Genomic DNA, 13,586 nt, shown 5'->3' on the forward strand with positions numbered 1-13,586 from the left:
TATGGAACAGGCCAACATAAGAACCGGCGAATTATTTACGTTGCAATTGCCGTCGGAAATGGAGAGCCTTACTTCGCTCGAAAATTTAATTGAGGAACTGGCAGATAAGTATCAGATAGGTGAGGATACCTTTGCAAATATGATGACTTGTTTAAATGAGGCATTTGTTAACGCTATTGTACATGGCAATAAACTGGATGCTAATAAAAAAGTGATTATTAACGCCGACGTAGATAAGCGACGCATTGTATGGACCATTACCGATGAAGGTACCGGGTTTGATTTTAATAATCTGCCCGATCCTACCGCACCCGAAAACCTGGAAAACCTAACCGGACGGGGGGTATATATTGTTAAACAACTTGCCGACCAATGTGTATTTAATAAAGCCGGGAACGAAATTGAATTGCATTTTAAAATTTAATAATGCCTGTACCTGTTTTTTTTTTCGAAGAGGATATTCAATTCAAGCCTAAAAATAAAACCCGTTTAAGGGATTGGATTAAGGCGGCCGTTATTGCGGAAGGCTACAAGCTTAAAGAGTTGAATTACATTTTTTGTTCTGACCGATATCTGATTGAGTTGAACCAACAGTACCTTAATCACGATACTTATACCGATATTATTACGTTTGATAATTCCGAGTCAGAAGGTATCGTTATAGGCGATATTTTTATTTCTGTGGAACGGATAAAGGAAAATGCCTCACTGTTTTCGGTAAGCGAAGCAGAGGAGTTGCACCGGGTAATTATTCATGGTGTTTTGCATTTGCTGGGTTATAAGGATAAAACTAAAAGTGATAAAGCCTTGATGACCAGTAAAGAAAACCTATATCTTTCTCAGCTTTCTGTGTAAAATTTATATAGTGTAAACAGATGTTAAACAAAATCTGCTTACAATTGCTGTAACTAAAAATAAAAACGAGATGAAAACGCTATCCATTTTAATAATTGCCCTGCTGTTTGCAGGTCCGGCTTCGGTTTACGACTTTAAATTGAAAACAATTGAAGGCAAGGATTTTAACCTGGCAAAGTATAAAGGGAAAAAATTACTAATTGTTAACACCGCTTCAAAATGTGGTTATACTCCCCAGTATGCCGAACTTCAAAAACTGGCTGATCAATATAAAGACAAGCTCGTGGTAATTGGCTTTCCGGCAAATAACTTTGGAGGGCAGGAGCCTGGTGCAAATTCACTGATTAAGGAGTTTTGTTCGAAAAATTATGGAGTTACTTTCCCCTTAAGCGAAAAAGTAAGTGTGAAGGGTGACGATATATCTCCTTTGTTTAAATTTTTAACATCGGCACCCAATCCTGACTTTACAGGTGATATCAAATGGAATTTTGAGAAATTCCTGATCGACGAAAACGGTAAATTAATTCACCGCTACCGCTCGGGTACTACACCATTATCGCCCGAAATTACAAAGGAATTGTAATTGACTACCGGAAGGGATGATAAAACTCCCCGGTAAAAGTTGACTATACAAGCTGTTTTTAATGAAATACACCGGCTCCTTTATTTAAGGGGCCTTTTTTATAGATAAATTAATACAATATTTACACCTGGGTAATTAAATTATAAAACAAAATGTTAAATTGTGGCTTATGCACATAATTTAATTAGTTAATCTATTGATGATCAGATACGGCACTCTATTAGCATTTTTTTCACTTTGCGGCTTTTATGGCTTTGCTCAAATTATTTTACATCCCCCGTCAAATTTAGAGGCAACTTACCTTAAAGGTACGCGTACGTTAAACGGCAAACCCGGAAACGCTTACTGGCAAAATACAGCCAAATATGCCATCAGGGTTAAGTTTGATCCCAAAACCAGGAACCTGGCGGGTACGGTTGATATCGATTATACCAATAATAGCCCAGATACACTTAAAGAGATAGACTTTAAGCTTTATCCCAATTTTTACAAGGAAGGAGCTATGCGTAATTACCGGCTTGATCCGGTGGATATGAACGAAGGTGTGCGCATCCAAAAATTAAGTATTAATCAAACCGATCTGGATGTATCAAAGCTTGATATAGAGTATACCAATATGGCTGTCGGCATCAACCCACTGTTACCTAAAGGCAAAGTGCATGTTGCTGTTACTTATTCGTACGAGCTCAATAAAACATCCCATGTGCGCACCGGCCAAATCGATTCGGGCTCTTATTTTATTGCCTATTTCTTTCCCCGGATTGCCGTTTACGACGATATTGACGGCTGGAACAAGTACCCTTATTTAGGCAGCGAAGAGTTTTATAACGATTTTTGCCATTTTAATGCCGAAATAACTGTGCCGTCCAACTACACAGTTTGGGCTACAGGCGATTTAAAGAACACAGGCGAAGTATATACCGACGAGATTGCAAAAAGGATAGAAACTGCCGGGAAAGCCGACAGTGTAACAACCATTATTGGCGAGGCCGATTTACAAGCGGGCAATGTAACCCGAAAAAACGGCGAAAATAATACCTGGAAGTTTGAAGCAGATAACGTAACCGATTTAGCCTTTGCTACCAGTAACCACTATATGTGGCAGGCTACCAGCCTGGTGGTCGACTCGCTTACCGCAAGGCGTACCCGTGTTGACGCGGTTTTTAACCCTATCCATAAGGATTATTTTAACGTGGTTAACTATGCCCGTAAAACTGTAGAAGCGATGAGCTTTAAGTTCCCTAAATGGCCGTTCCCTTATCCGCACGAAACGGTGGTTGATGGCTTAGATCAGATGGAATATCCTATGATGGCCAACGATAATCCGCTGGAAAAATTTGAAGATGAAATTGAATTAACCGATCACGAGATATTTCATACCATGTTCCCCTTTTATATGGGCATTAACGAAACCAAATACGGTTGGATGGATGAGGGCTGGGCAACCATCGGGGAGTGGATGCTGAGCCCTCTGATCGATTCGAGAGTGATTGACAAGGATGGTTTAGCCACTTATGAAAACAATGCCGGCAAGGAGGATGATGTACCGGTTACTACTTTAACCACACAGCTATCAGGCGTGAGCTTTGTAAACAATTCTTATTACAAACCCGGCCTGGGCTATTTGTATGTTAAAGATATGCTTGGGGATGCATTGTTTATCAAAGCGCTGCATTATTACATCGAACAATGGCACGGAAAGCATCCTATGCCATACGACTTTTTCAATTGCATCAATACCGCTTCGGGAAAAAATTTGAATTGGTTTTGGAAGAATTGGTTTCTCGACAGGGGCTTCCCCGATCAAGCCATTAGCAAGGTTAGCCACCATAGCGCTGATTACCAGGTTATAGTTACCAACAAGGGGACAAAAATGGTTCCGGTTGATTTGACGGTTTATTATACCGATGGGCAAACCAAACTAATCCACAAAGATATTTCGTGCTGGGAGAATGGCAACCACGCCATTGCAGTCAACTTTACGGCAGCAAAAAAAATAGACAGGATAGTTTTAGGAACTCTTTATGATGTGGATATCAATAAAAAGGATAATGTTTACAGCGCGAAATAAGCTGTAAACATTATCCTTTAATTTTTATATCAGTGTCGCGTTTGCGATTATAATAACGTTCCGTTAAGTTGTTGATTGTCAATACTGAATCTCTCTCCATCATGTCATCCCGACGCGAGGAGGGACCTTTTGCGCGCGATAAGTATGCAGCATATCGGGGGGCGCTGATTGTCAATCGCTTATTTTGCGTTAATTATTCAGTATTCTTAATTTACAACATCGGCACGCTCAATCGCCGCGTGAAGGGCTGTTACTTTTGTCTTGACACAAAAGTAACCAAAAAGTCAAGACTGCCCGATCCTTCCGCCCACGGGGCCAGCTCCCGGCCCGGCGTGCAGTCGGGCTTTTGCGCACTTTCTTTCTGCGCTTGGTAATCTATAAGGTTCAAACGTCATCCCTGTTTTTTTTTCGGTTTGTCGGGTCCAGCACTTATAATACCGGGTATTCGCGGCCAAAATAACGAGTCGGAGGCACAACCAATTTCACTTAAAGCCCCGGTTAGGTTACTTAGCTATTAAGCTTGTAATTCGGCCAGGATGGTACGCCCGCCTTTAACAACTTCGCCCAGCTCAACGTTAATTTTGGTGCCGAGTGGTAAAAAAATATCTACCCGCGAGCCGAATTTAATAAAGCCGAACTGCGCCCCTTGCTCTACCACATCACCTTCTTTTACGTACCATACAATGCGGCGCGCCAATGCTCCGGCAATCTGGCGGAACAATACGGTTATACCGGCACTGTTTTCGATAGCTATAGTGGTGCGCTCGTTTTCTGTTGACGATTTTGGGTGCCATGCTACCAGGTATTTACCCGGGTGGTATTTAAAGTATTTAACAACACCCCTGATTGGGTTGCGGTTAACATGCACGTTGATAGGCGACATAAAAACCGATACCTGGATGCGTTTATCTTTTAAAAATTCGGTTTCTTCAACTTCCTCAATTACTACAACTTTGCCATCGGCAGGGCAAAGCACCATTTTTTCATCGGTAGCGATATCAAAATTAGGGCTACGGAAAAACTGCAGGATAATAACGAACAGTAAAAACGAAAGGATGTAAATAAACCATTTGAAGGCGTGAGCCTGCGGGAAATAAAACTGGATCAGTGCATTTAACACAAAAATGAAAAGTATGCACAGCGCAATTGATGTATATCCTTCTTTATGGATGGTCATGGGGTAAATGATAATTTATAATACAAAAATACTAATTTGAAATTAAGTACAGGTAAACAAAAACGGCAGGGGCGGCCAGCAATAAACCATCAAACCTATCAAGTAAGCCGCCATGTCCGGGTAGCAGGGTGCCCGAGTCTTTGGCGTTAAAGCTGCGCTTAAGCATGGATTCTATTAAATCGCCCATGGTGCCGAAGCTGGATATCAGTACGGCTATCGTCATCCACTGCCTCCAGTTGATATCCGGAAAATAATGGCAAACTAAAAGCGATATGGCCATGGTGAACAACATCCCTCCAAAGAAGCCTTCCCATGTTTTTTTAGGAGAATGCCTTTCAAACAACTTTGTTTTGCCAAACTTGAGGCCTACCACGTAGGCACCGGTATCATTTGCCCAAAGCAGCAATAAAAAGCCTAATGGGAAATGGTAAGCAAACTTACCGGTAATAAAGGCCAGCGCAAACAAAAAGCAAAATGGAGAGACTGAAAAAATAAAACCCAGGCAAGTATAAGCGATGTTGTTGAACGGATGTTCTGATTTTTTATAAAGTTCTGCGATAAAAATGCTTAATAATACCGGTATACTGATCAATAAAAACTTAGGATCGATGTTGAGGATATAGTGTAAATTATTGCCTGCAAATATGCACAGGCCACCTATCAGCCCTGCCACGCGGTTGGGCGAAATATCGGGCGATTTTACCAGGGTATAAAACTCGTTGAGGCATAAAAAACTCAGTAAGCCTAAAAAAGCGGTAAAAATATAAGGGCCGTTCACTAACGAGGCCAGCATGATGGCAACAAAAAAGAAGCCTGTTATAGCACGGGTTTTCATAAGGTATACTATCCTTTTGTAATTATTAACTCACAGCGTTTACAAATTGGGAGCTTGATTCAGGATGATCACTTCAATGGCTTTGCTGAAATCTTCCTGATGAATATACACCTCAATATTGCCGAACGTACGGTGGGCCGAGTCTTGTTTGTTAATCAACACGCTGGTTATCTGATGTTCGGTGAGCATCTGTTTCACAATTTCCGATTGGTAATAATTGGTAGACGTGAAAATCTTAACCCAGTTCTTTTCCATTATAATTCGGGCAACTGTTTTTTAGATAACGCTGTGTTTTTATAAACAAGGAACAAAAGTACGGTAATTATCAAACTGAACGCATACGCACTATAATTAAAAACATGCTGATCGTCGGGATTAATCGCTATTTTTTTTTGCTGATAAAGGTAAGTAACCACTACCGCTGTTCCGTTGTTAATAAAATGTGCCCAAACTGATGTCCAGATGCTGTTGCTATAAAGCACAAAGTAGCCGAAGAAAACTCCGAGAAACATGCGGGGTAAAAAGCCAAAAAACTGCATATGAAACGCGCTGAACAGGATGGCCGCTATCCAGATGCCGCCATGCGGGTTGTTGGTCCAACGGGTGAAGATAGCCTGCACGCAGCCGCGGAATAAAAACTCCTCGGCTATGGCTGTTAACAAGCCAATTACCAGCAAATCAAACAACATGCTTCCCACGGTTTTCATCTGCAGCAGCACTTGCGTTTCCTTTAATGCCGCGTCTTCTTTTTGTCGCATCCATTGCTCTACCGATTTGAGAAAGCCCGGAAACGTCATTTTTTGATTGATATTGATCAGGTAGTCCATCGCCGGCGACGAAAAAAACATAATTACCAACACCAATAGAAATAATGCAACCGGAACGTTGATGCGTGGTTTTAAATAAGTTTGGGGTTGTTTTACCATAAAGCGTGCAAAAACAACCGCAGTTAAAAACAGCGGTATAGTGGTGCTGAGGATCTGTAAAATCCAGATGGATGTAATTACATTTGGTGCCGAGGTGTTGAAAGCCATCACCTGCGTTATAGTATCAAACCCATAAAGCACGGTTACTACACCGCCACCAATTGCCACGCCCATGAAAATCAGGACGATCAAAGTGACAATTAAAAGTAAAAATTGCAGGCTGGGGTGCATTGAGCTCTGAGCTTCTTCTGTCATATTAGTTAATATTTGTACTTTTGCAGCGTTTAAAGATACTGATGTCTGTTCAAATTGGAAATATTGATTTAGGTAAATTCCCACTGTTGCTTGCGCCGATGGAGGATGTGAGCGATCCGCCCTTCCGTTATGTGTGTAAACAAAACGGTGCGGATATGATGTATACCGAATTTATTTCGTCGGAAGGCTTGATTCGTGATGCCGCCAAGAGCCGTAAAAAACTGGATATTTTTGGTTATGAGCGCCCTATCGGCATCCAGATCTTCGGTAGCGATATTGAAAGTATGCGCGAAGCTACCCGGATAGCTACCAAGGCCGAACCCGATTTGATGGACATTAACTATGGCTGTCCTGTAAAACAAGTGGCTTGCCGTGGTGCAGGCGCCAGTTTATTGCAGGATATTGATAAAATGGTGGCCATGACGAGGGCTGTTGTTGAATCGACACACCTACCGGTGACCGTTAAAACACGTTTGGGCTGGGATGATAATACCAAAAATGTGTACGAAGTGGCCGAACGCCTACAGGAAGTAGGAATTAAAGCTTTAACCATACACGGCCGCACGCGTGCGCAGATGTATAAGGGCGAAGCCGATTGGAGATTGATAGCCGAGATCAAGAAAAATCCTAATATTGAAATTCCGATTTTTGGAAATGGTGATATCGACTCGCCCGAAAAAGCAGCCAACTGGCGTTTGGAATACGGTGTTGACGGTATGATGATTGGCCGTGCAGCGATAGGTTATCCCTGGATATTCCGGGAGATCAAGCATTTTTTTGAAACAGGCGAGCACCGCGATAAACCCACTATTGCCGAGCGGGTAGATGTTTGTAAAACGCACCTGGAAAAATCTATCGAATGGAAAGGCCGCAGAACCGGCATTTTTGAAATGCGAAGGCACTATTCTAACTATTTTAAAGGGCTTGATCATTTTAAAGAATACCGCATGCAACTGGTGGGAACGGAGGATGTAGAAGAAATATACGACCTGCTGCAAACAATTAACGACAAATACACTACAGAACTGGCTTAATTATTGAGTATTATCTAATAGATTAATGTTTTCTTATCGTTAAGGAAATAAAAATTTTCACTTCATGTTTTAAAATAGTGTGAAAAAATTATTTAAGTTTGGATTGAAACGCATTTGATATGATTAATACAATTACAGATGGAGTTAAGGTTTCGGTAGAAACCATATACCAGCCGGAGTATTCAAACCCAGCTAATGATCATTTTATGTTTGCCTATAAAATCAATATTGAAAATGTAGGTAACCATGCGGTGCAGTTGATGCGCAGGCATTGGTCTATTTTTGATTCCAACGGTACTCAGCGCGAAGTAGAGGGCGAAGGTGTGGTTGGCCTACAACCCATTATTGAGCCGGGCCAATCGCACGAATATGTTTCAGGTTGTAATCTGAAAACAGATATGGGCAGCATGAAAGGCGAATATCAAATGCTGCGTTTGATGGACCATGTGCTGTTTGATGTAAAGATACCGGAGTTTTATTTGATTGCGCCTTATAAGCTGAATTGAATTGAGATATTGAACCCGCCGAAAGCGGTTTTTTTATTTGAATGCCTTGCCATAGGTGATATCAATTTTAACGTCTTGTAGTTTGGATGTGTAACGAAGATGGATTTTTGACGCGGTACTGACCTGGTACGAACGTATCACTTGCAAAAGGCCTTACTACTGCCGACTAAAAGTTGAGCTGGGATGCGTTAGCCTTACCAATTTCGATTTCAACGCAAAAGGTTACTTCGGTTACCTGTGGCTTCTAAATCTTTCCATACTTACATTTAAAAACACCCTCACTAATTATTTTGTTTAAGCCGTTTGGGTTGGTAGCCACAAACTGAAAGGTGCCTGCTATAGTATCATTGGTTATTGAGGTAATAGTTACCGTTCCCGTTCCGCCCAGGTATGAATTGGCGTATGTAGAGTCGGTACTATAGCTTAATACTGTGCCACTGTTAACCACATCAAAGGTACCAACGGCAACATTGTTTACCATTATGTTAAGCATTTCTGTTCCGGGTAATTGCGCTATAATTTGCAATCCATTGTTCGTTTGGTAGATGGTGGCAAAGTTTGTGGTTGCTGTTTTTGTTACCCCATCAACCTTGAGAGAGAAAATATTGCTGCTGGTGGGGGTAACGAAGTACCCGTCCTGTTTTCGGCACGAGCCAAGTGTTATTATAAACAGGATAAACGCGAGGGTTTTGGCTTTTTTCATAGTATAGTTGTTGGTTTAAATATATCGCTATAAAATAAGCTGCCAAAGTTTAACCGCATTTTTTGCGTATTGGCTAAAAATAACAAAACCCGCGGGAAGGCGGGTTTTGTTATTTGACCATCTGGGAAATTTAGTTTCGCCTGTTAAACAAGAACGAGGCGTAATATAACAGCGTAGCCAGCGAACCGAGGGCAGCAACCACGTAAGTCATAGCGGCCCACCAAAGGGCGTCCTTGGCTTGTTCTTGTTCTGCATCTGTGCGCATCACGCTATAGTTGTTGCTGAGCCAAAGCAGGGCCCGATTGCTGGCATCAAATTCCACTGGTAAGGTAATAAAGCTAAAAGTAGTTACTACGCCCAATGCAACAACACCTATGGCAAGCACATACGGGCTGCCCGAAAAGAAAAGCAGTAGCATGCCAATCATCAGCGTCCAGGTGGTTAATGTTGATGCGGTATTTACAATAGGCACCATAGCCGAGCGGAAGCTTAGCCAGCTATAGGCTTTGGCATGCTGTACGGCATGGCCGCATTCGTGGGCAGCTATAGCAGCAGAGGCAACACTACGGCTGTGGTAAACATCCGGGCTAAGATTTACCGTTTTATTTTCGGGGTTGTAATGATCTGTCAACTGGCCCTCAACCGAAATTACCTGCACATCGTAAATCTGGTTATCCAGCAGCATTTTTTCTGCTACCTCTTTGCCGGAAAGGCCAGATAATAAACCGATCTCAGAGTATTGCTTAAATTTACTCCTGAACCGCATCTGCACAAAAAAGCTTACAACGGCAACCGCTATCATCAATAGCCAACCGGAGTTGTAGGGAATATATCCTGTAATTAAAAGTAAGTGGTTCATGTCTTAAATTTTTTATAGTACATTCAAAAAGTATTCCTAATATTAACGTAAAAACATTCACGCTATTGGCACCAAATACTTTTTCGTACTGGGAACAAATCTCATTTTTAAACAATGCCGATGTAATTATTGTTGGCAGCGGCATTGTTGGTTTAAATGCCGCCCTGCAATTAAAAACACGGCAACCGCAACTTAAAGTGATGGTATTGGAGCGCGGTTTTTTACCGAGTGGTGCCAGCACAAAAAATGCGGGTTTTGCCTGCTTTGGGGCGGTTTCTGAGCAGTTGAGCTACCTGGAAACCACATCTGAAGACGAGGTTGTAAAACTGGCAGACTATAAATGGCGAGGTTTGAAACTTTTACGTGCCAACCTTGGTGATAGCCAAATCGATTATCAGCAGCATGGAGGTTACGAGTTGTTTTTTAAGGACGAGATTGAACAAGCTGAAGCGTGTACCGACAAGCTACCATATCTTAATAAATTGTTACAGAAAATAATTGGTGTAGCTGACATTTATGCAGTGGCTAATGCTAAAATAGCAGGTTTTGGTTTCAACAGCGTAAGCCGGATGATCTACAATAGCTGTGAAGGGCAGATAGATACCGGCAAAATGATGCGGGCTTTGCTCAACAAAGTTCAGCGTATGGGTGTTCTGGTTTTAAACAGTTGCCAGGTTGAACGAATTGACACCAACGCCGGCTCAATTACCATTAATACTGCTCAGGGTAATTTTAAATGCGATAAAGCCATTATTGCAACCAATGCATTTGCCCAGCAGCTTTTTCCGCAATTGGATGTAGTGCCGGGCCGTGGGCAGGTATTGGTTACCAAGACAATAAAGGGCTTAAAGCTACAGGGCACCTATCATTTTAAAGAAGGCTATTATTATTTCAGAAATATTAATGGGCGCGTGCTTTTTGGTGGAGGCCGCAATCTGGATTTTAACGCGGAGCAAACCTGGGATTTTGGCCATACCGAAAAAGTAAAGCAGCAATTAACCCAATACCTGCAAGAGGTAATTTTACCCGGCCAGCCTGTTGAGATCGACTATTGGTGGAGCGGTATCATGGGTTTTGGCGAGGATATTAAACCGATCACCAGGCAAGTAGAACCCAATATATTTTGCGCCGTGCGTTGTAATGGCATGGGCGTGGCCATGGGCAGTTTGGTTGGCGAGGAAGTGGCCGAACTGGCTTTAAGAAGCTAATCACGACTATGTGGACGTATCTGTATCATCCCAATCTGCAATATCCATAAATCGACGAACCCAATTTAAGGCTACATGGCGCTCAAAAGATACTTTTTTATCAATGTTTGAAGTACTCTTCATTTGACTATAATAAATGTCTCTAAAATAGGTAGTGGCCAATTCATTGAAAAGATTTTCGTCAATGATATTGCTTTTGCTTATATATTGCAAGCTTGCTAAAAATACTGCAAGCTCATCGCCTACCCGTGGGACTTTGGTTTCGAATTGATCATATTGATCATCTGACATGGGCTGGCAGGATTCGGAAAGGTCGGTTATCAGACCGAGCGCCCAAGCTAAAACATAGGCAGCTTCAATTTTCCAAGAGACGTCGCTAAGAACCCTTTGGTCAAAAGATCCATTTTCGAGAAATGTCCGCTCTTTCGGGCTTACATAGTCCCATATATTTTCTTTTTTTAACCATCCAATTATTGCTTTACGATGTTCATCATGATGTACAGCATAAGTAAGCGATTGCAAAATCATTATTCTGCATCCAACTTCATATGGGGTAGCAAATGTTTCAGGATCGAAATCCAGATATGGCAGATGGCTTATCTTGTAGTCTTTAATTCCACAACTCTGTAATCTTAGCTCAATTGCCTTTTTTCTTTTAAGGGTATTTTGGTCCATCGGCATGTAGCTTAAAACAAATCTACCAACCGCTCCAGCGCCATACCGCGCGAGCCTTTGATTAAAATGGTGGCGTTTTTAACCGGTCGCGATTTAAAGGCCCCGATAGCATCTTCAACACTTCGGTAAAAGGTTGCGTTTACTAATTCGCTCTGTTTATAAAATTCGGCTCCAATAAAAATCCGTTCGTCAATGGCGGTTTGCATTGCCTTTTGAATAACCGATTCATGTTCCACGGCAGATTCTTCGCCCAGTTCAAACATATCGCCCAGTATTACCACTTTCCGCCCGGCGGGCAATTTGCCAATGTTTTCTATCGCTACAAACATGCTGCTCGGGTTGGCATTGTAATAATCACATATCAGTGTGTTGGATGCAGTTTTTACGATTTGCGAACGGTTATTGTGCGGTTGATAGCCGCTTAAGCCCGTATTGATCTCGTCCGGGGATAACTTAAAGTAGTGGCCAATGCAAATAGCCGCCAATAGGTTATCCATATTGTATGCGCCCGTTAACTGAGATTGTACGGTATGGTATGCTTCGTTTTTTATTTTCCAACGGAGTTTAAGGTAGGGCGAGTTTTCTAACAATTCGCCCGATATGTTATTGCCTATATCGCTGCCGTAATACTGCACATCGGTTAAAGCTCGTTCGGCAACCATATCGGTTAATACTTTGCTATCCTGGTTAACAAATATGACACCTTTGCTGGTTTTTAGGTAATCATATAATTCGCCCTTGCCTTTTTTTACACCTTCGGCACCGCCAAAACCCTCTAAGTGTGCCTTACCTACGTTGGTAATCAGGCCGTGAGTGGGCTGCGCAATGCTGCAAAGCAATTCAATTTCTTTTTGGTGATTAGCTCCCATTTCTATCACGGCCATTTCAACGGTTTGATCAATAGCCAGGATGGTTAGCGGTACGCCAATGTGGTTATTGAGGTTGCCGTATGTGGCATAGGTATTAAAATGTTGCGATAGTACAGCCCTGATCAGCTCTTTGGTTGTGGTTTTACCGTTAGAACCGGTAAGGCCTACAAAAGGAATGTTCAACTGCTTACGGTGATATCGGGCCAGGTTTTGTAAACAGCTTAAAACATCATCTACCAAAATGCATTTTTGGCTTACGTTGTAGTCGCCATTGTCAATCACGGCGTATGCTGCGCCTGCATCAAGGGCTTGCTGTGCAAAGGTGTTGGCATCAAACTTATCGCCCTTTAGGGCAAAAAAGATACTGCCCGGGATAATTTTACGGGTGTCGGTACTAATTACCGGGTGTTGCAGGTAAGTTTGGTAAAGCTGCTCGATATTCATGGTTGTTGTTATACTGCAAGTTTAAAAATTTACTGTTAAATAAATCTTATAATGGTGTCTATATAAGTTGTTGATTATCAATGCTGTTTATCTCTTCATCATGTCATCCCGACGCGAGGAGGGATCTCCTATGATGAAATATGCAAGGTAAACGAGGCAAAAGGGCTTAAAAAGGGGTTATAACACGTATTGCTTAAATGTTTTAAATATTTTTGGTCAAAGCATGGCCCTGTTTGTTTAACTTTCCAGTGCAAATCAAAAGAGGAAACAGGCGCTGCTGAGGAGCAACCTGCCAGCAATATGATTTGCTGAACCACGGATAAAGGCCTCTGTCAAAGGAGGCTTTTTATTTATCCTGTTCACTGAATGGCTAAAAAAACCTTCACGAATTTTTATTTTAATGCGTTGATAAATGACCAGCTAACCTCCTATAAGCAGACACTTTGCAGGCTGCAGGATCGCGTTCAAATTATTTGGATAAAAGGGCAACCGTAACCTTTTGTATAGCAGACACCTTTCGGGCCGCAGATCCCTCGCTTCGGTTTGCCCATTTCATAAAAAAACCAAACCGGCTTTATCAGGCATT

The 13,586-nt window shown here is 41.9% G+C and carries 15 protein-coding genes; 7 read left to right on the top strand and 8 right to left on the bottom strand.

The features are described from left to right. Position 1 precedes the first annotated feature (1 nt). From MUCPA_RS17285 to MUCPA_RS17300, 4 genes are all read left to right on the top strand, one after another. Entirely contained in the window at positions 2 to 424 is a 423-nt protein-coding gene (locus tag MUCPA_RS17285; protein WP_008508133.1) for an ATP-binding protein, read from the top strand. 2 nt (positions 425 to 426) lie between these two features. Further along, on the top strand, positions 427 to 855 hold the full coding sequence (gene ybeY / locus MUCPA_RS17290) for an rRNA maturation RNase YbeY (RefSeq protein WP_008508135.1): 429 nt from the start codon (positions 427 to 429) through the stop codon (positions 853 to 855). A gap of 70 nt (positions 856 to 925) precedes the next feature. Further along, entirely contained in the window at positions 926 to 1,438 is a 513-nt protein-coding gene (locus MUCPA_RS17295) for a glutathione peroxidase (protein ID WP_008508137.1), read from the top strand. Positions 1,439 to 1,637: 199 nt separating this feature from the next. Next, complete coding sequence (locus tag MUCPA_RS17300) at positions 1,638 to 3,509, top strand: M1 family metallopeptidase (protein WP_008508138.1); 1,872 nt, start codon at positions 1,638 to 1,640, stop codon at positions 3,507 to 3,509. 514 nt (positions 3,510 to 4,023) lie between these two features. Here MUCPA_RS17300 and MUCPA_RS17305 read toward each other — a convergent pair. From MUCPA_RS17305 to MUCPA_RS36200, 4 genes are read right to left on the bottom strand one after another with little or no spacing between them, the layout of a single operon-like run. Beyond that, positions 4,024 to 4,686 carry a phosphatidylserine decarboxylase family protein gene (locus tag MUCPA_RS17305; RefSeq protein WP_008508139.1) on the bottom strand — a complete coding sequence of 221 codons (663 nt, stop codon included), beginning with the start codon at positions 4,684 to 4,686 and terminating at the stop codon, positions 4,024 to 4,026. Between the two features lie 31 nt (positions 4,687 to 4,717). Continuing rightward, positions 4,718 to 5,521 carry a phosphatidate cytidylyltransferase gene (locus tag MUCPA_RS17310; RefSeq protein WP_008508140.1) on the bottom strand — a complete coding sequence of 268 codons (804 nt, stop codon included), beginning with the start codon at positions 5,519 to 5,521 and terminating at the stop codon, positions 4,718 to 4,720. A 39-nt stretch (positions 5,522 to 5,560) separates the two neighbouring features. Beyond that, positions 5,561 to 5,776, bottom strand: a complete 216-nt coding sequence (locus MUCPA_RS17315) for a putative signal transducing protein (protein WP_008508142.1) — start codon at positions 5,774 to 5,776, stop codon at positions 5,561 to 5,563. After that, positions 5,776 to 6,702: a CPBP family intramembrane glutamic endopeptidase gene (locus tag MUCPA_RS36200; RefSeq protein WP_008508145.1), complete on the bottom strand. Its 927-nt coding sequence runs from the start codon at positions 6,700 to 6,702 to the stop codon at positions 5,776 to 5,778. Before MUCPA_RS36200 ends, MUCPA_RS17315 begins: the two co-directional genes overlap by 1 nt. 41 nt (positions 6,703 to 6,743) lie before the next feature. On the opposite strand from MUCPA_RS36200, the gene dusB reads away from it, so the two are divergent. Further along, positions 6,744 to 7,736 carry a tRNA dihydrouridine synthase DusB gene (gene dusB / locus MUCPA_RS17325; RefSeq protein ID WP_008508146.1) on the top strand — a complete coding sequence of 331 codons (993 nt, stop codon included), beginning with the start codon at positions 6,744 to 6,746 and terminating at the stop codon, positions 7,734 to 7,736. A gap of 119 nt (positions 7,737 to 7,855) precedes the next feature. After that, complete coding sequence (gene apaG / locus MUCPA_RS17330) at positions 7,856 to 8,242, top strand: Co2+/Mg2+ efflux protein ApaG (RefSeq protein ID WP_008508147.1); 387 nt, start codon at positions 7,856 to 7,858, stop codon at positions 8,240 to 8,242. A 244-nt stretch (positions 8,243 to 8,486) separates the two neighbouring features. Here the strand turns inward: apaG and MUCPA_RS17335 are convergent, their stop codons facing one another. Together MUCPA_RS17335 and MUCPA_RS17340 are read right to left on the bottom strand one after the other, a co-directional pair. Next, positions 8,487 to 8,945 (bottom strand): DUF6252 family protein, encoded by a 459-nt coding sequence (locus tag MUCPA_RS17335; protein ID WP_008508148.1) that lies wholly within the window; start codon positions 8,943 to 8,945, stop codon positions 8,487 to 8,489. 130 nt (positions 8,946 to 9,075) lie between these two features. Next, entirely contained in the window at positions 9,076 to 9,804 is a 729-nt protein-coding gene (locus tag MUCPA_RS17340; RefSeq protein WP_008508149.1) for a zinc metallopeptidase, read from the bottom strand. Between the two features lie 65 nt (positions 9,805 to 9,869). Between MUCPA_RS17340 and MUCPA_RS17345 the strand changes: the two genes are divergently transcribed. After that, positions 9,870 to 11,012, top strand: coding sequence for an NAD(P)/FAD-dependent oxidoreductase (locus MUCPA_RS17345; protein ID WP_008508150.1), 1,143 nt, complete (start codon positions 9,870 to 9,872; stop codon positions 11,010 to 11,012). Between the two features lie 6 nt (positions 11,013 to 11,018). On the opposite strand, the gene MUCPA_RS17350 is transcribed toward MUCPA_RS17345, so the two are convergent. Continuing rightward, positions 11,019 to 11,687 (bottom strand): DUF4272 domain-containing protein, encoded by a 669-nt coding sequence (locus MUCPA_RS17350; RefSeq protein ID WP_008508151.1) that lies wholly within the window; start codon positions 11,685 to 11,687, stop codon positions 11,019 to 11,021. Between the two features lie 11 nt (positions 11,688 to 11,698). Continuing rightward, positions 11,699 to 13,000 carry a UDP-N-acetylmuramoyl-tripeptide--D-alanyl-D-alanine ligase gene (locus tag MUCPA_RS17355; RefSeq protein ID WP_008508152.1) on the bottom strand — a complete coding sequence of 434 codons (1,302 nt, stop codon included), beginning with the start codon at positions 12,998 to 13,000 and terminating at the stop codon, positions 11,699 to 11,701. Positions 13,001 to 13,586 lie beyond the last annotated feature (586 nt).

Source organism: Mucilaginibacter paludis DSM 18603, assembly GCF_000166195.2.
Taxonomy (GTDB): domain Bacteria; phylum Bacteroidota; class Bacteroidia; order Sphingobacteriales; family Sphingobacteriaceae; genus Mucilaginibacter; species Mucilaginibacter paludis.